This window comes from Flavobacteriales bacterium, assembly GCA_016713875.1.
GTDB lineage: Bacteria > Bacteroidota > Bacteroidia > Flavobacteriales_F > PHOS-HE28 > PHOS-HE28.
On record JADJOI010000003.1, the window covers coordinates 236449 to 255662 of the forward strand.

The 19214-nt window shown below is 66.7% G+C and carries 16 protein-coding genes; 9 read left to right on the forward strand and 7 right to left on the reverse strand.

Features of this window, described 5'->3' with window-relative positions:
- Window positions 1–41 precede the first annotated feature (41 nt).
- Both IPJ87_02530 and IPJ87_02535 read left to right on the forward strand, forming a co-directional pair.
- Window positions 42–1013, forward strand: a complete 972-nt coding sequence (locus tag IPJ87_02530; protein MBK7940750.1) for a GDP-mannose 4,6-dehydratase — start codon at window positions 42–44, stop codon at window positions 1011–1013.
- A gap of 3 nt (window positions 1014–1016) precedes the next feature.
- Entirely contained in the window at window positions 1017–2057 is a 1041-nt protein-coding gene (locus IPJ87_02535; protein MBK7940751.1) for a glycosyltransferase family 4 protein, read from the forward strand.
- On the opposite strand, the gene IPJ87_02540 is transcribed toward IPJ87_02535, so the two are convergent.
- The 6 genes from IPJ87_02540 to IPJ87_02565 are packed head-to-tail and all read right to left on the reverse strand — an operon-like array spanning window position 2033 to window position 7754.
- Window positions 2033–3013 carry a hypothetical protein gene (locus IPJ87_02540; protein ID MBK7940752.1) on the reverse strand — a complete coding sequence of 327 codons (981 nt, stop codon included), beginning with the start codon at window positions 3011–3013 and terminating at the stop codon, window positions 2033–2035. The genes IPJ87_02535 and IPJ87_02540 overlap by 25 nt on opposite strands.
- Before the next feature lie 3 nt (window positions 3014–3016).
- Window positions 3017–4477: an MBOAT family protein gene (locus IPJ87_02545; protein MBK7940753.1), complete on the reverse strand. Its 1461-nt coding sequence runs from the start codon at window positions 4475–4477 to the stop codon at window positions 3017–3019.
- Window positions 4478–4514: 37 nt separating this feature from the next.
- Complete coding sequence (locus tag IPJ87_02550; GenBank protein ID MBK7940754.1) at window positions 4515–5309, reverse strand: hypothetical protein; 795 nt, start codon at window positions 5307–5309, stop codon at window positions 4515–4517.
- The gene (locus IPJ87_02555; protein ID MBK7940755.1) at window positions 5306–6100 is read right to left on the reverse strand and encodes a hypothetical protein; all 795 of its coding nucleotides are present in this window, start codon (window positions 6098–6100) and stop codon (window positions 5306–5308) included. Before IPJ87_02555 ends, IPJ87_02550 begins: the two co-directional genes overlap by 4 nt.
- Window positions 6082–6867: a hypothetical protein gene (locus tag IPJ87_02560; protein MBK7940756.1), complete on the reverse strand. Its 786-nt coding sequence runs from the start codon at window positions 6865–6867 to the stop codon at window positions 6082–6084. Before IPJ87_02560 ends, IPJ87_02555 begins: the two co-directional genes overlap by 19 nt.
- On the reverse strand, window positions 6864–7754 hold the full coding sequence (locus tag IPJ87_02565; GenBank protein MBK7940757.1) for a T9SS type A sorting domain-containing protein: 891 nt from the start codon (window positions 7752–7754) through the stop codon (window positions 6864–6866). Before IPJ87_02565 ends, IPJ87_02560 begins: the two co-directional genes overlap by 4 nt.
- Before the next feature lie 385 nt (window positions 7755–8139).
- Here IPJ87_02565 and IPJ87_02570 point away from each other — a divergent pair, with 385 nt between their 5' ends.
- From IPJ87_02570 to asnB, 7 genes are all read left to right on the forward strand, one after another.
- Window positions 8140–8544 carry a hypothetical protein gene (locus IPJ87_02570; GenBank protein ID MBK7940758.1) on the forward strand — a complete coding sequence of 135 codons (405 nt, stop codon included), beginning with the start codon at window positions 8140–8142 and terminating at the stop codon, window positions 8542–8544.
- Window positions 8544–10175: a CotH kinase family protein gene (locus IPJ87_02575; GenBank protein MBK7940759.1), complete on the forward strand. Its 1632-nt coding sequence runs from the start codon at window positions 8544–8546 to the stop codon at window positions 10173–10175. Before IPJ87_02570 ends, IPJ87_02575 begins: the two co-directional genes overlap by 1 nt.
- A 3-nt stretch (window positions 10176–10178) precedes the next feature.
- The gene (locus IPJ87_02580) at window positions 10179–11573 is read left to right on the forward strand and encodes an O-antigen ligase family protein (GenBank protein ID MBK7940760.1); all 1395 of its coding nucleotides are present in this window, start codon (window positions 10179–10181) and stop codon (window positions 11571–11573) included.
- Window positions 11570–14059, forward strand: a complete 2490-nt coding sequence (locus IPJ87_02585) for a CotH kinase family protein (protein ID MBK7940761.1) — start codon at window positions 11570–11572, stop codon at window positions 14057–14059. The genes IPJ87_02580 and IPJ87_02585 overlap by 4 nt, the downstream gene beginning before the upstream one ends.
- Window positions 14060–14109: 50 nt before the next feature.
- On the forward strand, window positions 14110–15153 hold the full coding sequence (locus tag IPJ87_02590; GenBank protein MBK7940762.1) for a hypothetical protein: 1044 nt from the start codon (window positions 14110–14112) through the stop codon (window positions 15151–15153).
- 148 nt (window positions 15154–15301) lie between these two features.
- Window positions 15302–16237, forward strand: coding sequence for an NAD-dependent epimerase/dehydratase family protein (locus IPJ87_02595; GenBank protein MBK7940763.1), 936 nt, complete (start codon window positions 15302–15304; stop codon window positions 16235–16237).
- A gap of 15 nt (window positions 16238–16252) precedes the next feature.
- Window positions 16253–18139: an asparagine synthase (glutamine-hydrolyzing) gene (gene asnB / locus IPJ87_02600; GenBank protein ID MBK7940764.1), complete on the forward strand. Its 1887-nt coding sequence runs from the start codon at window positions 16253–16255 to the stop codon at window positions 18137–18139.
- 50 nt (window positions 18140–18189) lie between these two features.
- Here the strand turns inward: asnB and IPJ87_02605 are convergent, their stop codons facing one another.
- Window positions 18190–19185, reverse strand: a complete 996-nt coding sequence (locus tag IPJ87_02605; GenBank protein ID MBK7940765.1) for a hypothetical protein — start codon at window positions 19183–19185, stop codon at window positions 18190–18192.
- Window positions 19186–19214: the final 29 nt, after the last annotated feature.

The following is a 19214-nucleotide window of genomic DNA, read 5'->3' on the forward strand; positions in this document are numbered from 1 at the left end:
CGCAACCCCCATCCGGTTAGCTTTGCGGGCCTTTGCGCACCATGGACAGGCATGTGCTCATCACAGGCGGGGCGGGCTTCATCGGGAGCCACCTCGTGGACCGGCTGCTCGCCGAGGGCGGCTGGCGGATCACCGTGCTGGACAACTTCGACCCCTTCTATCCGCGGGCGGTGAAGGAGCGCAACCTGGCCGGTGCGCTCGGCCATCCCCAGCTACGCATGGTGGAGGCGGACCTGCTGGCGCCCGACCTGGAGGCGTTGCTGGGGGAGGCCCCGATCGACCTCATCGTGCACATCGCGGCCAAGGCGGGTGTGCGGCCCAGCATCGCCGACCCCATCGGCTACCACCGCGTGAACGTCACCGGCACGCTGGCCCTGCTGGAGATGGCGCGCCGCCGCAAGGTGCCGCACTTCATCCTGGCCAGCAGCAGCAGCGTGTACGGCGAGAACCCGAACGTGCCGTGGAAGGAGAGCGAGCACGGCCTGGTGCCCATCAGCCCCTACGCCGCCACCAAGCTGGCCGCCGAGCAGTTCGCGCGGGTGCACTCCGCCCTGCACGGCCTACAGGTCACCGTGCTGCGCTTCTTCACGGTCTATGGCCCGCGCCAGCGGCCCGACCTGGCCATCCATCAGTTCTTCCGCAAGGTGGCCGCAGGCGAGACGATCCTGCAGTTCGGCGACGGCACCACGCAACGCGACTATACCTATGTGGACGACATCGTGTCGGGGGTGCGCGCGGCGATGGACCGCAGCAAAGGCGCGCCGTACGAGGTGTACAACCTGGGCAACAGCGGCACGGTGATGCTGCGGGAGCTCATCGCGGCCATCGAGCGCGAGGTGGGCCGCAAGGCGGTGGTGGAGGTGCGTCCCGAGCAGCCGGGTGACGTGCCGCGCACCTTCGCCGACGTCAGCAAGGCGGGGCGCGACCTGGGCTTCCATCCGAGCACGCCGCTGGCCGAGGGGCTTGCGTGCTTCCATGCGTGGTTCCGCACCGAGGCGGTGGCCGCACGCTGACCCATGGGTTCCCGCGTCATCGGCATCTCGCACAAGACCCGCTACTGGCAGCACTACGTGTTCAGCCATCCGCCGGAGGGCTACCGCTACTCGCGGATGCTGGACTTCCCGTGGCACATGACGGGCATCGTGAGCGCCTTCCTGTGGCATACGCGCTACTTCTTCCCGGTGAAGCGCTGCGACCTTTTCCATACGTACAACTGCATCGTCGCCAACCGGCACCCGTGGGTGATCGAGGTGGAGAGCTACCTGCCGCGCTACAAGCCCATGCGCGAGGACCATCCGCTGTTCCGCTGGGGGCTTCGGCGGCTGGCCTCGGATGATTGCCGCGCTCTCTTCTACACCAGCGAGCACACCTATCGCATGAACCGCGACAAGCTGGTGGCCGCCGGGGTGGATCCGTCCAAGATGCACGTGGTGTACCGGGCGGTGGAGCAGTACACGCGGGGCGAGAAGGATGCGAACGTCTTCACCATCCTCTTCGCGGGCAACGGCTTCTACCGCAAGGGCGGCATCGAACTGCTCAAGGCCTTCCAGCGGCTGGGGCGGCCGGAGGCCCGGCTGGTGATCGTGAGCGGCCTGGAGGTGGACTGGGGTGTATTCCCCACGGACGCGGACCGGCAGTGGGCCGAGCGGACCATCGCCGAGGACCCGCGCATCACCCTGCACCGCGGGTTGCCGCACGCGGCCCTGCTGCAGCACATGCGCACGGCGGACGTCTTCGTCAGCACCACCTTCGCCGACCCGTTCAACAACACCATCCTGGAGGCCATGGGTGCCCAGCTGCCGGTGATCGGCTCGCGCATCAGCAGCCTGCCCGAGATCGTGCAGCACGACCGCAACGGCTGGCTGCTGGAGGTGGAGGGCCTGGACAGCGACACCATCGCGGACGACATCGTGCTCCACCTGCGCCGCCTGATGGACGATGCCGCCCTGCTTCGGCGCATGGGCGACGCCTCGCTGGAGGTCGTGCGGGAGAAGTTCGACATCCGCGTGCGCAACGCCCGCCTCATCGAGCTCTACGGCAGGGCGCTGGGCGACTGAGCGGTGCGTTCCAATAGCGCGGTGATGCTGTCCGCCACTATCGGGGTGAGCTGCGCCACACCGCGCGCGTTCAGGTGCTGCGAGTTGTAGAAGAAGCTGCGGTCGGTGCAGATCGGGACACTGGACAGGTCCCAGAACGGCACGCCCTCCTCCCGCGCCACCCGGGCGAAGGTGCCCATGATCGATGCGCGGTTCAGGGTGATGCGCTGGTTCTCCACCAGCTCGGGCGTGTAGCAGAGCGCCACCTGTGATCCGGCGGCCCGTGCGGTGCGGATGAGGGTGCGCAAGGTGGCGACCGCGTGCGGGCTCTCGTGGTATCGCACCCCGTCCGGGTGCTCACGCAGGAAGTTGTCGAACGAGCCCTCCCACGGCCAGTCGCGCAGCTCGAAGCCGAGGTGAACGGGGTCGTTGAGGGTGTCCTCCAGGCCCAGCAGGCCCTGCACCGCCAGCGCGGTGAGCCCCGGGCCATGGCGCATGAACGGATACAGCGGCAGCCAGCGGTCCTTCCAGTGATCGGGCGCCACCCGGCGCACGGCCTCATACACAGCAGGCTCGCTCAGGTAGGGGGCATACTGCTGCGCGAAGTAGAGGCCGCTGTCCGGTTCCAGGCTGATGATGTCCACCTCCTGCACCACGAGCCGCGGCGCCGGATGGTGGGCCAGATAGGTGTGCAGCCGACCCGACTGCAGGTCGAGCTGGGTGCCGTCCATGCCGATGTTGTAGGCGCGGAGGCCGGTGCGCGAAGCGATGGCGGCCGCGTCGAAGTGCACCAGGCTGCGGCTGCTGCCGGTGAAGAGCACATCCGAGGTCGCGCGGCCGGAGATCACATCGTTCCACACGCCGAACACGTCGGTGGTGCGACGGCGCAGGCCGTGCATCAGCAGCGCATGCAGGGCCACGGCGAACACGGCCGCCAGGAGGGCAAAGCCGAAAGCACGGCGGAGGAAGGCGGCCATGGCTCAGAACTGGAAGTAGATGAACTGTTGTTCGCCATGATCGCCGGCGAACACCACGGCCGCCAGCAGGCCGAGGTAGATGGCCCAGCGCACGGGGCGCTGCGTGGGCAGGCGTTCCAGCCCGTGCGCATGCTCGCGTTGGACCCATTCCACGGCGAACAGCAGCAGGGTGCACGCCATCGCCGGGGCCAGCAGGTAGTGCTCGCCCAGGATGGCGAGGCACCGCTGCCAGGCCGCCGCGCGCGACCAGCCCTCGGCCATGCGGCCCAGATAGCGGAAGGCATGGACGAGGTCCTCGGCGCGGAAGAAGACCCAGGCCAGGCAGGTGAGGGTGAAGGTGGCTGCGATCCGCAGGGCATCACCGAAGGAGGGGAGCAGCCGGCCCGGGGCCACCGTGCCGAGGTGGGCGCGGTTGCGGCGGCCCAGCAGCAGGGGCAGGAAGTACACCGCGTTCAGGAAGCCCCACGCCAGGAAGGTCCAGTTGGCGCCGTGCCAGAAGCCGCTGAGGAGGAAGATGGCGAAGGTGTTGCGCACGCTCATCCACGTGCCGCCGCGGCTGCCGCCGAGGGGGATGTACACGTAGTCTCGGAACCAGGTACTGAGGCTGATGTGCCAGCGGCGCCAGAACTCGGCGATGTCGCGGCTGAAGTAGGGGAACGCGAAATTGCGCATCAGCTCGAAGCCGAGCAGGCGTGCGCACCCGATGGCGATGTCGCTGTAGCCGCTGAAGTCGCCGTAGATCTGCAGGGCGAAGAGCACGGCGCCCAGGGCGAGCAAGGGTCCGGGCAGGTGGTCGCTGTCCGTGAAGATGCGGTCCACCAGGGTGGCGCAGTTATCGGCCACCACCACCTTTTTGAAGAGGCCCCAGAGCATCTGGCGGAGGCCGTCGGTGGCCAGGCCGGTGTTCAGCACGCGCTGCTGTGCGAACTGGGGAAGCATGTGGCTGGCGCGTTCGATGGGGCCCGCGCACAGTTGGGGGAAGAAGGCGATGAAGGCCAGGTAGGTGGGCAGGTCGCGCACGGGCCCGATGCGACCGCGGTACACGTCGATGGTGTAGCTCAGCGCCTGGAAGGTGTAGAAGCTGATGCCCACTGGAAGCACAACGTGCAGCAGCAGCGGGTCGTACCCGATGCCCACGCGCGCCAGCGCATCGGCCAGGGAGGTGGCGAAGAAATCGTGGTACTTGAAGATGCCCAGGGTACCGAGGTTGCCCACCAGGCTTACGGCGAGCCAGGCCTTCCTGCCGCGAGCATCGTTGGTGCGGTCCATGGCGATGGCCACGACGTAGTCGGTCATGCTGGTGGCGGCCAGCAGCAGCAGGAAGCGCCAGTCCCACCAGCCGTAGAACACGCAACCGGCCACGATGAGCAGGAGGTTGCGGGCGGTCACTGACCGGAACACGCCCCAGTAGAGGGCGAAGACCACCGGCAGGAAGAGCGCGAACGTGAGGCTGTTGAACAGCATGGGGCGGCGCGCGAAAATGCGAGATCGCCCGGTGCGGTCAGTGCCTGAAGCAGCAGCGGAAGCTGCGTGCCGGTGGGTCGAGGGCGCCGGCCGTGGCGGCGATCGTGCAGGAGGAGAAGCCGACCACGCGCACGCCCATGTCCGCGTTGGCCGAGGTGTTCGTCCACTCCCAGTCGCCGATCATGTCGTTGAGGCCGAGCTGCGCGGCACGGGCGCATGCGGCGTAGAACTCGCCCCAGGTGCAAAGCCGGGCGCCGAGCGCGCCGCACACCTGGGCCGCTTCGCGGAAGTCGAGCGTGTCGCGCTGGTCGGGTTCGATGCAGAACTGTTCGCTCACCTCCATGAAGCCGGATGGGCAGGGTCGTGTGCGCGAGGGTCTGCCATTGACCAACTGGAACGCGATGCCGTCGAAGAGCAGCCGCGCCATCAGGCCGGCCGGTACATCGGCGCTGTCCAGCGGGTCGCCGGGTGCCTCCTCCACCGGGAAAGGACCGAGGCCATTGATCGTGAGCGTGACCGGACCGGTGTTGGCCTGCGTGATCCGCAGCACCAGCTCGAGCCCCGGATCGGGCGGACCCGTCAGCGCGGGGGCCAGGTCCGCGTTCCAGGCGTCCGGGGTGCCGCCCACCGTGGCCGTTCGGAACCGCCCGAGCGCTGCGGAACGGGCGTTGAGCGCGTCGCTCTCCGCGGTGGCGTCGGACAGGCCCATGACACGCCGTGCACTGTCGGCTGGGCCGGTGAGCACCAGGGGGCGGTCCACGTCGATCTGGGCCATGGCGGCGCAGGAGACCACCACCGCATGGACCAGAAGGAGCAGGGCACGCGTGTTCATCGGATGCGGTAGCAGCAGCGTGCACGGCCGTATGCGTTCGGGTGCTCCGTCGCGGGGATCGACCGTTGTTGCGCACAATAGTAGCGCCCCGCCTGGTTGGCGGTGTGCGTGTGATCGCTCGTGTCGTCGATCCATTCCCAATCGTTGAACAGGTCTATCAGTTGGCCTGAGAGCACCGTGCACCCATAGAGGTACTCGTCCCAGGTGCAGAGGCGGGTGCCCCGGTCCGTGCACTGACGGAGCGCGGTGAAGATGGACACGTCTGGGCCGTCGTCCTGTTGCATGCAGAGGCCGTCATGCACCTGCAGGAAACCGACAGGGCACCCATCCACCGGCCGCGAATTCATGCGGAACACGCTGTCGGTCCAGATCACCTCGGCGAGCCGGCCGGGCACCAGGCTGCCCGTGGGCAGCGGGATGAGCTCCGGACCCAGCAGGGACACGGGGCCGAGGCCATCCACGTTCAGGGTGGGGGCGGAGCCGGCCGCCAGCGTGGGCAGGAACCGGAGGCGCAGCCCCTCGCGGTAGACCGCGACCGGTGGACGCGCCGCGAGGGTGATGGCGTTGGCCGTTCCCCCGGCCGTGGCCCAGTGCACGGCGCCGGAGCGGGCCGCCGCAAGGGTGAGCAGGTCCGATTCACCGGAGGGCGCCGCCAGGCCATCGAGCTGGCGCAACGAGCTGTCAGGGCTGGTGAAACGCACGGGTGCGTCCACATGGACCTGGGCGTGGAGGGCAAGTGCTCCACACAGTGTGATGCTCGCAGTGGCGATCCTCATCGGTCGGCGCAGCATCGGTAGGAAAGGACGGTAAGAGGCACCCGGGTACTGCCGGAGTAACAATCGGGGACGAACGTATCGTTGTTCAGCCCGATGGATTTGGCGTCGTTGCCACTGTTGGCCGCGTGATCCACCCATTCATAGTCCACGATGCTGCCCAAGAGGATGCCGTTGGGCATCGTGCACGCGGCGATCCATTCGCCGAAGGTGCACATGCGACGCTGCCGGTTGGCGCAGCCGTTGGCAGCGCTGAAAAAGTTGGAGGATGGCGTGGGCAGCCGCTCCATGCACACATCCCGCGAGGCCGGGAACATGCCGGGTGGACAGGGGCGAGGAAGCGGAGAGATCACCTGCCAGGCGGCGCCATCGTAGACCAGGTCAATAGGGATGCCCGCTTGCAGATCAGCGCTGTCCAGCAGCTCGGTCGCATACTTGACGATGGGCACCGCGCCAGTGCCGGGCAGGGTTAGCGTGACCGGACCATGGTTGCTGGTATCGGGGAGCAGCGTGATGCGCGGGTGCTCAGCTGCGACCGGAAGGCCGATGGTCGGCCAGGCCGCCACCAGGCTATCGGTCCCGGTGGCGGAAAACCAGGTGAGGGCATGGGTGCGTTCGAGCCCGGCCGCCAGTCCATCGCTACCATGGGCAGGAGCGGCCAACCCCGTGGCTCGACGGTCCGCGGCACTGTCACTGCTGAGGGCGATCCGGACAGGGACGTCCCATTGTGCGCAGAGCGGGGCTGCGGTGAAGATCGCGAAGAGATGTGCGTAGAGGCGGTTCATGGGCGGTTGAACCGGATGTTGCGCCCGTCCTCCGTGCGGAGCAGGTATGTTCCGGAGGCCAGGCTGGACAAGGTGATGCGGTGGTGTGTCGCACGGCGGCCGAGGTCGATCCGCAGCACGGTCCGTCCTGTTGCATCGATCACGGTCAGGTCTCGGAAACCGCCGGCTTCGTCGCGCACGTCCAGGACGTCCGTGGCCGGGTTGGGTCCTGCGTGAAGGGAGGTGGGCGGCGCTTCATCCGGCGTGGCGGTGCCCAAGCTGCCATCGAAGAGGGTGTACGTGCCCAAGCTGTCCAGGAAAGAGGCGAAGACCGTGGTCAGCGGCAGGTCGACCACGCTGGGGACGCCCTGCCAGATGGTGTCCCCCTGACGTGCTGTGAAAAGCATGAGGTCCGCCTCGCCGATGCCCTGTAGCTCGGTCAGGTCATACCGGAAGCCGACCTCCGCGATGAGCCCGGTGTTGACGTGCGGCCTCACACTGTACCACCTGGCAACACCCGTTGCGCCGCTCGTATCGTTCCGCACGGTGTGCCCGCGAAGCGTGGTCAGGCTGTCCAAGGCCTCGACCGCAGTGATGGTGAGGCCGAGACCGCCCGGTTCGAGCGCGGTCGGCGGCGCGCTCACCAGCAGGTCGATGCGCTCCAAGCCCACGCCGGTGACCGGCGATCCGGGGGCCTCGGTCAGGACCGCGGTCGGCGCCAGGTGGATGAGGCCATCGTTGATCATGGAAGCCCCAGGTGCCATGGTCATCGAAACCCCATCGGGCAATCGGACCGTTGTGCCACCCAGCACGTGCAGGGTGGTGCCAGGATGCACGGTGGCTTGCGCACCGAGCCCAGTTGGAGCGGCTACGAGCAGCAGTAGCTGAAAGGCCGCGCGGCGATGCATGGAGGCAAAAGTAAAGGTGCGGACAGGCTGGAGGTGATGACGGCCATAGGGGTGGGGGGCTTGGATCGCCGTCGATCAGGACGACACGGAACGATGTATGGCCATACATTCTTCCATGGCAGTTGATCCATGCGACCGATCGTGTAGGTGATCAGCGAGCCCCATGGCTCCTGGGAGCCGAACTGCGTGTTATGACCTGGATCGGTCCGAAAGAATATCGTGCGCGATGAAAAATGGATGGGATCTGCGAGATCGTTCATGAATGCTGGGTTGGTCAACGGAACAGGATCAAGGAGGATGTATGTATGGCCATACATACGTCGGAGCGCACGCCTCAGCCCCAGCCATCCCCGCCGCCGCCTACCTTCGCCGCATCTCTTGCATCATGGACCTGATGGGGCTTCTCGCCGACCAGCTTGGTTTCTTCTCCCCCCAGGACCTGCCCGGTCTTGCCTTGGCCGTGCTCATTGCGGCTGCCTTGGCTTTTCTGGTCGCACGGGTGGGCGGTGCCACCGGCGTCGAGGCCCGTCAGCTGGCGCTTTGGGCCGCGGTGGCTGCCATGGGCGTCGCGTTGGTCAAGGGCTCGGTCCCGTTCAGTATTGCACTTGTGGCGCTGGCCTTGTTGGTCAGGCCGGAGGCTGCGGAAGGGCAGCGCCATCGTGTGTTGCAGGGCATGGCCGTGGTCCTTGGCGGAGGCTGTGGGACGGGTGCTGCGATCCCGGTGGTGGTGGCTCTGATCCCCTTGGCGCTCATCGCCCGCTGGGCGTTGCGTGATGCCCGCGAGGTGTGATGGACCGCACCACGATCCGGTCCTTTCTTCTCTGGTCCGCGCTCGTCGCCATGGCTATCGCTTGGCGTGGAGCCGTCACCACGGGGGCACCGCTGAGCGCGACTTCGTCCATCGGTCGCGTCGAGGTCGAGGTCGGTCCCTCCGGTGTACGGTTCAGGGGGGCCGAGGGGGCCACCATCCATGTGACCACCGATGGGCGGGTGCCGACCAGCAACGACCGGATCGTCCAGGGGTCCATCCCGTTGCGGGCCGATCGCCGGGCGGTGGACGCATCGCTGCGGATCCCGACTTCCGTGCAATGGCGACCGCCGGTGCCTGGGCTCCCAGCGGCGATCACCGTTCGGGCAGCGGCCAGCATGGACGGCGCCATCGGTCCGGTGACCACGCGAACGGTCCTGCTGCACGCGCACGCGCTTCAGGTCTTGTCCCTCACGGCCGATCCGGGGACCTTCTTCGATCCGGATTCGGGCATCTATGTGCCTGGTCATGGCATCTTCCGTACGGCGGAGGTGGCTGTGCAGCGGTTCCCGCGGGACCACCGATGGTGGAAGTACCCGGGCAACTTCCAGTTCCGTGGGAAAGCATGGGAGCGCCAGGCCCATGCCGAGCTCATTGATGGTCGGGGAGCGCCGCGGTGGTCCGGTGCTGTGAAGCTGCGCATCCACGGCAACAACACCAGGGGCTTTCCGCAGCACGCCCTCCGCATGAAGCTTCCCGGCTCTTCGGTGGCCTGGTGTGGAGAGGAGCGGGGCGTCGGGCATCGCATGCTGGTGCTTCGTGCCGGAGGGAACGATCAGGCGGACAGTTTCCTGCGCGATGTGGTCCAGCACAGACTATGCGCAGGCCTGCCATTCGAGACGTCGGGATCGACCGCGGTGGTGGTGTACCTGAACGGAGCATACTGGGGCCTTCATCAGCTACGTGAGCGCATCGACGCGCAGGAGCTGGCCCGGCGGCACGGCGGCGAGCCGGACGAGTACACCGTCCTGGAGGACCGCCTTCTTCTCTATGATGGGGACCAGGCCGAGGTGAAGCGCTTCGAGCGGATGATCACCATGGCCGAGCGCTGGGACCCGCAGGGCCCGCACTACGTGGACAGCCTTGAACGCCGCATGGATATGGACGGCTTCCTCACCTACATGGCGGCGCAGATCATCCTGGGCAACCTCGACTGGCCCGACCAGAACGTGAAGTACTGGCGCTGGACGGGCTCCACCGACACCCTTGGCGCACCACGCGATGGCCGGTGGCGGTTCATCATGGGCGACAGCGACATGGGCTTGGGCTATGCCGGGCCAGTGACGGCCGACCTGTTCAGGCATGTGGAACAACATCAGGGGCCGGTGGCTCAGCTGCACAAGGCCGTCCTGCGCTCCCCGGTCCTGCGCCATCGGTTCCGTTCCATCGTCATCGGCCTCCTCGATGGACCGCTCTCGGAAGCAAGCATGGTGGCCGCGATCGATGCGGAGTCCGCGCTGATCGCTCCCGAGATGCCCCACCATGTGGACCGGTGGCGCCGGCCTTCGTCCGTGGCGCAGTGGTCGCGAAAGGTGGAGGAACTACGGATCTTCGCGCGGGCCAGGGGCGCCGTGGTGCGCGACCAGCTTCATCACCACGATCCGACACCCTGATCGATGCTCGACTTCCTGCGGAACGAACTGCAGTTCATCCTGATCGTCACGATCTGGGTGTTCTCCACCGTGTTCGCCGGTCCGATCATCTATGCCTTGTTACCGCTCACGGTCTTCCTGTTCTACCGGAGGGAGTCGCTCGGGGACATTCTGTTCGGCTTCATCCTCATCCTGGTGCTATCGGACATGACGCCGGATGTCTTGGTGATGCGGAAGATCAAGACGGCCAAGTACGCCTACATCATCGCGCTCTCCCTCATCCTGTTGGTGGAGCAGCACCGCTTCACACCGTTGTCCGGCGTCTTCAAGGTCTTCCTGCCCTTCTTCGTGTACGCCTTCGTTCCGCTGGTGTTCGGCAACGACCCGATCACGGGGATCCAGAAGACCCTGAGCTATGCGCTGCTCTATCTCGTCGTGCCGAACTACGTGCTGCTCAATTTCCGCCAGCGCGGCTGGGACTTCTTCCGGGACCTTGTGCGCTTTCTGGTGGTCTTCCTGGTGGCGATGTGGCTGATGAGGTTCTTCCGCATCGTGCCTGTCTATGTGGCCGGCCGTTTCCGCGGGCTCTTCGGCAACCCCAACGGCCTCGGGATCTTCACCTTCCTGGTCTTCACCCTGTACACCATCCTCAACCACCTCAGGAAAGACCTCTTCCCGTTCCGGCAGCGCATGACGAACTATGCCGTCATCGTGACCTTTCTGGTGCTGTGCGGGTCGCGCACCTCACTGGTGGCCACAGGCATGTTCCTGCTCTTCAGTCGCTTCTTCAGCTTGTCCCCCTTCATCGGCTTCATCGGCTTCGTGGCCTTCCTCGGCATCATTGAACTGGTGAGCTCGAACCTGGCCACCATCGTCATCAGCCTCGGCCTGCAGGAGTACTTCCGTTTGGAGACGCTGGATGATGGGTCAGGACGCTACATCGCCTGGGCATTCGCCTGGCAGAAGATCCAGGACTACTTCATGCTCGGCGGCGGCTTTGGGAACGATGAGTACATCATGCGCCACAACTACGCCTATTTGCGGACATTGGGTCATCACGGTGGCGTGCACAACAGCTACCTCACCATGTGGTTCAACGTGGGCATCGTGGGCATCCTCATCTACTTCCGCAGCTACTTCCTCATCTTCTTCAAGGCCAGCAAGCGGGTGCCCATGGCCTTCGCCGCCATGTTCGCCGTGATGTTCAGCGTGCTCTATGAATCCTGGCTCACCGGATCGCTCAACCCCTTCACCATCATCCTGGTGATGATCATGACCGTGGTGACCGAGCCGGAGATCGTGGAGTGGGAGGAACGGGAACAGGCCGCCCTGGAGGAGGAGGCCGCACTGCCCGCTCAGGACCTCCGCGAGCTGACCCCGGGCGCTGGGATGGAGGGGCTTACTTTGCGCCCTTCATGAGCGGACGCCTCAGACGCTGGACGATCCTGTCGATCACCCTTGCGGCGCTGCTTGGCGCGGGTGCATGGGCCGGGCACCGGGCCTTGGTCCGTCGCGGTCATCCCGGGCTGCCCACCTTCCTGCGCCAGTGGGCGGTGAACTACCCGGCGAGCTTCGCGGTGGAGCCGCCCGTCATCGCCATCGAGGTGGACGAGGCCGAGATGGCCCGGCTGGAGAACGTGGTGGAACTGGCGCGCGAGCGCGGCGTCATCATGCCCGAAGGCAACGAGCCGGTGGAGGCGCGTTTCAGCGTGGACGGGCGAAGTTTCAAGGGGCGTGTGCGCATCAAGGGCAAGCTCAGCGACCATGTGCAGGGCGGGAAGTGGAGCTTCCGCGTGCTGGCGCGCAAGGACGGCGGTCTCCTCGGCATGAAGCGCTTCAGCCTGCAGCACCCGGGCACACGCAACTACCTCTGCGACTGGTTCTACCACCGCCTGATGGCCGGCGAGGGCCTGATCGCCCTGCGCTATGGGTTCTGCCGCGTCACCTTCAACGGGGAGGACCTCGGTGTGTACGCCTATGAGGAGCACTTCGGCGAGGAATTGGCCGAGCACAACGAGCGCGTGGCCGGGCCGCTGCTGCGCTTCGACCCCGGGCTGTTCTGGCAGCACCGCCTCAACAGCATGGAGGGCCTGCGCTTGGATGAAGCCTACGCGGACTACCAGGCCGCCGAGCTGGACGCCTACGGCTCCAACGACCTGGCGGCCGACCCGCAGGGCCGTCGCCTGTTCGAGGAGGCCCTCGCTCTGGTGCAGGCCTTCCGCCGCGGCGAGCTCCCTGCCTCGGTCGTGTTCGATGCGGACCGCACCGGGCGCCGCCTGGCGCTGCTCGACCTCGTGGGCGGCCACCACAGCTTGGACTGGAGCGACGTGAAGTTCCACTTCGATCCGGTGCTCAAGCGGCTGGAACCGGTGAGCTACGAGAGCTTCAGCGCCTTCCGCATTCGCGAGCTGGCCGGCGCGTACCGGTACCGCGGCCGGGTGCGCGAGCAGGACGAGCTGCACACCCAGCTGCTCAGCGACCCGGCCATCATGGCGGCCTACGTGCACCATCTGGAGCGCTACGCCCGGCCCGCCTACCTGGACAGCGCCTTCGTCGCGCTCAAGGGTGCCCTGGACACCGCCAGCGCCACGCTCTACCGCGAGTTCCCTTACAAGGAGCTGGACCGCGGCATCTACGTCGCCAACCAGCGCGCCATCCGCGCGCTGCTCGATCCGCCCAAGCACGCGCACCTGCACCTCGACCGCCGTTCGGGCGATACGTTGGAGCTGGTGGCCGTACCCCATGAGGCCCTGCCGGTGCAGGTGGACAGCCTGCGCCTGGCCGACGGACGACGCTTTCCACCGGTGGGAACGGCCGTCGTGCTCCCCCGTCCGCGCGGGGGGGTGGGGCGCCCTCAGGTGCTGCGCTTCATCACCGGCCCGTTGAGCGACAGCGCCCTCACCGATGCGCAGGCCATCGCGGGCTTCCTGGGAGCCGCCCGCCGCAAGGCCGCCCCGGTGTCGCCCTTCAAGCTGAACGATGTCCGTGACCTGGACCTGGCCGCGTTGGCCGCACCGAACGTGGAACGCTTCCCCTTCCTGGTGCGCGACGAGGCGGCACGGACCATCACCTTCACCCCAGGCCGGTGGACGCTCAGCGAGCGTCTGGTGCTGCCGGAGGGCTGGACCGTTGTGGCCATGTCCCCTTTGCGCATCGAGTTGGTCAACGGCGCCGAGATCGTGAGCCGCTCGCCGCTGCGGTGGACCGGCACCGAGGACAGGCCCATCGTGGTCACCGCCCCGGACAGCAACAGCCTGGGGGTTCATGTGCTGGAGGCCGGCGGTCGATCGGTGCTGGACCATGTGCGGTTCGAGGGCCTCATGCGCTTCAAGGAGGATCAGCCGCGCAGCGCCGACGTCAGCTTCCACCGGTCGCCGGTGACGATCACCCACGCGGTCTTCAGCGGAACCGGCAGCACCCTGCTGGCCATCTCCGGGGGGGAGGCCCAGCTGCGCCACAGCACCTTCGCCGGCGGCTCCGACCAGCTGGAGGCCGTGCATGCCGCGGTGCAGGCCACCGGGCTCCGCTTCCTCGGCGCTGCGGACGATGCGGTGAGCGTGCATGGCGGTGGGGCCAGCTTCACGGAACTCGTGATCGACGGGGCGAAAGGAGAGGCCGTGAAGGCCACCGCACTGGCCCGTGTGGAGCTGACGAACGCCACGCTCACGCATTGTGGCACCGGCATCGAAGCACGCGAAGGCTCATCCGTGGTGATGAGCGCCGGCCGCATCGACGCGCAGCAGGCCGCGCATGCCGGCAAGGACGAGGTGCGCAACGGCCCCGTGCGCATCGAGCTGCGCGATGTGGACGTGCCCGAAGGCGCCGGCTTCAAGACGGGGCAGGGCAGTAGCATCCTGCTGAACGGCCGTGCGGTGGGCGCGGCGAAAGCGGCGGAAGGCACATGAGCGGGCGGATGACCAGGACGGACGGCAGGTTGTCATATGCTCTTATGCACATGGGTGCATGCGCACATGTCCTTGGTCGCGCGGCGATCCTGCTGCTCGGCGGCCTGCTGTGGGCCGGATCCGTTCACGCGCAGCGCTCGCCCTTCAATGGCCTCGAGGTTCTTCCCGCCGACAGCACCGGGCACTACCGCATCCTCATCGGAGGGCACTTCCACGGCGAAAGCACCAACCGCAGCGGGTATCCGGCGGCCACCCTGCTGGCGAACCTTGACACCATCAACCGCCTCGGTGCGCAGCTCTTCCTCAGCACCGGCGACCTGTTCATGAGCGGCAAGGAGGATAGGCCGCGATATGCCCGATCACTATTCAGGCACCTTCAGATTCCACTTTTTAATACGCCAGGCAATCATGATTTGGGAGGAGCGGTGGGCGACGACCTGATCGAGTTGGGACTGATCAGGCTTGGAGGTGACATTGTCCTCATTCTCAATACGGAGTATAACAACGGTACGGTCAGCAGGAAGGCGATCTCGCGCCTGTTGTCGATAGCCAAGCCTGATACAGGGAGGCTGCCACCGCGTGCCTTCATTATCTCCCACCGCCCCATCTGGGCCGAGAACGATCCGCAGTACAGCGACCTGTTCAAAGACAATACGCGTTCCACCTTCGGCACCAACTTCCGCAAGGACGTGTACCCTGTATTGGAGCGGATCGCGCAGCACACCCAAGTGTACTGGATCAGCGGCAGCCTGGGCGGTCAGGCCCCCAGCAGCATCTTCTTCCAGCGGCACGCCCCCAACATCACCTACATCCAGTGCGCCATCCGCGATGAGCCGCGGGATGCGCTGCTGATCGCCGATGTGTATCCGGACACGGTGACGTGGAGCGCGCTCTCGCTGACGGGCCAGCAGGTGAAGGGCCCGGAAACCTACGATGCCGCGTGGTGGCGCGCGCGGGTGGGGAAGGAAGACGGCTTCAACTGGCGCCTGCTGCCTTACCGGATGAAGAGCATCGTGCTGCACCGGGCCTTCTGGTGGGGCGCCGGCCTCATGCTGCTGCTGGTGCTGCTGCTGCGTCGCCTCCTTCGCCGCTGAGCCGAGGGTTCACTGTGGATGGATCTGGCCGCGTACGGCCCTTGGTGGACCTGTACCCATCTGTGTCCATCTGCGTTCATCTGTGGTTGAACTCGCATTCCGAGGGCGACCTGCGTCTATCCAGGGCGGCTTAGCTTCGCGCCGCACCATGGCCCGTATCCTCGTCACCGGCGGCGCCGGCTTCATCCCCAGCGAGCTGGCCGCGCGCCTGGCCGCCGACCCCGCCCACGAAGTGGTGGCGGTGGACAACCTGCTCACCGGCGACGTGCGCAAGCTGCCCCTGGTCGAGCGGCCCAACCTGCACTTCATCAAGTGCGACGCCAACCGCTTCGAGGACATCAGCAGCGTGTTCTACGCCTACCGCTTCGAGTACGTGTTCCATTACGCCGCGGTGGTGGGGGTGAAGCGCACCACGGACAACCCCGTGATGGTGCTGCGCGACCTGGACGGCATCCGCAACGTGCTCGACCTGAGCAAGAACACCGGTGTCAAGCGCGTGCTCTTCAGCAGCAGCAGCGAGGTGTACGGCGAACCGGTCGAGATCCCCCAGAACGAGCGCACCACCCCGCTCAACAGCAAGCTGCCCTACGCCATCGTGAAGAACGTGGGCGAGGCCTTCCTGCGCAGCTACCACAAGGAGTTCGGCCTGGACTACACCGTGTTCCGCTTCTTCAATACCTACGGGCCCAAGCAGAGCCGCGACTTCGTGGTGAGCAAGTTCATCCGCGCCGCGCTCAAGGGCGAGGACATCACCATCTACGGCGATGGGGGCCAGACGCGCACCTTCTGCTACATCGACGACAACATCGAGGCGTGCGTGAACGCCTTCACCAAGGGGCTGGTGGTGAACGACGTCGTGAACATCGGCAGCGATGTGGAGATCACCATCATGGATCTCGCCCGGCTGATCATCGCGCTCACAGGAAGTAGCAGCCACATCGTCCACCTGCCCCCGCTGGAGGAGGGCGACATGACGCGGCGCATGCCCGACATCAGCCGCATGCGCGAGCTGCTGGGCCGCGAGCCCCTATCGCTGCGCGAAGGCATCCAGCGCATCCTGGCCGATACACAGTTCATCCTGTAGGCGCGGCCACCGGGCATGTGCGGCATCGCAGGCATCGCAGGACATCCCCGGCCCGAGGAGGCGGCCGCAGCCGTGGGCCGGATGAACGAGGCGCAACGCCATCGTGGCCCCGATTCCGGTGGCCTGTGGTCCGATGCCGACGTCGCCCTGGGCCACAGGCGGCTGAAGATCATCGACCTCAGCAGCGCCGCCGACCAGCCCTTCCACAGCGCGGACGGCCGCCATGTGCTTGTCTTCAACGGCGAGATCTACAACTATCGCGAACTGCGCACCGAGCTCGAACGCCTGCCCGGCGTGGCTCCGTTCCGCACCGGCTCGGACACCGAGGTGCTCGCCGCCGCCCTCACGGCCTGGGGCCCCCACGCGCTGGACCGCCTGCAGGGCATGTTCGCCTTCGCCTGGTGGGATCGCACGGAACGCAGGCTGCTGCTGGCGCGCGACCGGCTCGGCATCAAGCCGCTCTACGTGCACGAGTCCGGAGGTCGCCTGGCCTTCGCCTCCGAACTGCGCGCCCTGCTCGCCTCGGGCCTGGTGCCCCGGGCGCTTGACCCCGACGGGCTGGTGGACCATCTGCGCTACCAGACGGTGCACGCCCCGCGCACGCTGGTGGCCGGTGTACGGATGCTGATGCCGGGCCACTGGATGTCCTGGTGCGACGGGCGGATCGAGGAGGGACGCTACTGGGACCTGGTGGCCAACGCGCGCCGCGAGGCCGCTGATCTCTCGGTCGACAGCGTGCAGCGCGAGGTGCGTGAGCGGCTGTCCCGTGCCGTGGAACGGCGCTTGGTGGCCGATGTGCCCTTCGGCGCTTTCCTCAGTGGGGGCATCGATAGCAGCGCGGTGGTGGGCCTGATGGCGCAGGCCGGCAGCGCCCCGGTGAGCACCTTCTCCGTGGTCTTCGACGAAGAGGAGTTCAGTGAGGAACGGTACGCCCGCATCGTGGCAAAGAAGTTCGGCACCCGCCACACGGCCATCCGGCTGCGGCCGGACGATATGCTGCGGCTGCTGCCGCACGCGTTGGCCGCCATGGACCATCCCAGCGGCGACGGTCCCAACACGTACGTGGTGTCCAAGGTCACGCGGGAGGCGGGCATCACCATGGCCTTGTCCGGGCTGGGGGGCGACGAGGTCTTCGCCGGTTATCCCGTGTTCACCCGCACCGATCGGCTCTGGCGTTGGCGGGCGCTGGGGCTGGTTCCACCAGGTGTTCGGGGCCTTGCGGGCGATCTGGCGGCGCGGTTGCGGCCGTCAGCGGCCACGGCCAAGCTGCCCGGCCTGCTGCGTGCACCCGGCCTGGGGCCCGAGCACAGCTATCCCTTCTCGCGCATCGCCTTCCTGGACCCTGACCTGCGCCGCTTGGTGAGCACGGCCACCCTACCGGAGAACGCCGTGGCGGAGCTGTTGCAGGCGCGCTACGGCGCGGGCGCCGGCACCCTGCCCCTGCTCTCGCAGGTGAGCGTGGCCGAGCTTGACACCTACCTGCCCAATGTGCTGCTGCGCGACACCGACCAGATGAGCATGGCGCACGCCCTCGAGGTGCGCGTACCCTTCCTGGACCACGAACTGGTGGAGTTCGTGTTGGGCGTGTCCGACACCCACAAGTACCCGCACAGCCCCAAGAAGCTGCTGGTGGACGCCTTGGGCGACCTGCTGCCCGAGCGGATCGTGAACCGCCCCAAGATGGGCTTCACCCTGCCATGGGAGCACTGGATGCGCAACGAACTGCGCAGCTTCTGCGAGGCCCGCCTGCACACGTTGGGGACACGCCCCGTCTTCCGACGGGATGGCGTGCGATCCCTGTGGACGCGCTTCCTGGCGGGTGACCGGCGCGTGAACTGGGCCCGCGTGTGGGGGCTGGTGGTGCTCGCCGACTGGCTGGACACGAACCGCATCGAGGCCTGAAACGCGGAACGGGGACCGCGGTCCCCGTTCCCTTGTGCGATGCGCACCGCTTAGAACTTCGCGCGGCTCTTGCGGCCGATGCGCTTCTTGCCGCGGATCCAGCTGTAGCGCTGGCGGTAGAAGTTGGACTGGCCCTTCAGCACGTAGCTGTACGTCAGCGTCATGGTGAGGTAGCTGTCGTTGTGCGTGGGGTCGCCGCGCTTATTGTTCTCCTTCTTGCTGGGGCCGTCGGTATCTGGCACCCAGCCGTATTGGATGGCATCAGGCACCGTCACCACATCGCCGCTGGCGGTCTGCACCTGGGTGCCGCTGGTCACCAGGTCAACATCGTCCAGGTAGGGCCGCTGGTCATACAACTGGGTGGCCAACGGATCACCGTTGGCCGGGATGTTGACGTACTCGGTGCTCACGTCATCCAAATAGTCCGTGAAGGTGGTGCGGTAGCCGAAGTCGAAGCCATAACGGTGGCGGCGCTTCTTGGTGATGTGCATGCCGAGGCCGGCGGGGATGGCGAAGCCGAACTTGGAGTAGGCCACACCTTCGGTCTGCAGCGGTTGCAGCGCGTAGAACGCCCCCTCCCGGTTGATCTGGCCGCGGGGGCTGCTGTAGAACAGCGCGGCCCCGGCATAGAGGAAGAGACGGAAGTCCGTACGGTAGCGGCCCTTGCCGCCGATGTCATTGTCCTGGAAGATGGTGAACTCGGGCCGCACGTACAGCTCGAACATGTCGTTGCGGAAGTTCAGGTTGCGGCCCACCCGCTGGGGGTTGGTGCTGAGGGCGTCGGCACCCTGAAGGCGCAGGTACATCAGACCGGCACTGACCGAGAAGGAGCGGTTGAGCTTCCTGCGGCCGAACACCCCGATGCTCCAGCGCGTCTGCCCCAGCTTCATGTCCCAGATGAAGTCACGGCGCGTCTGTTCCTTGCCGCCCATCTCGCCCAGGTAGTTGGCCCCACCGAGGTGGACGCCGATGTCCCAAGCGTATTGGGCCTTCACTTGAGTGGATACGACCACCACGAGGAGGGCAAGAAGGGAACGTTTCATCATGGTCGACATGCGCGGTCAGGACCCGCTGG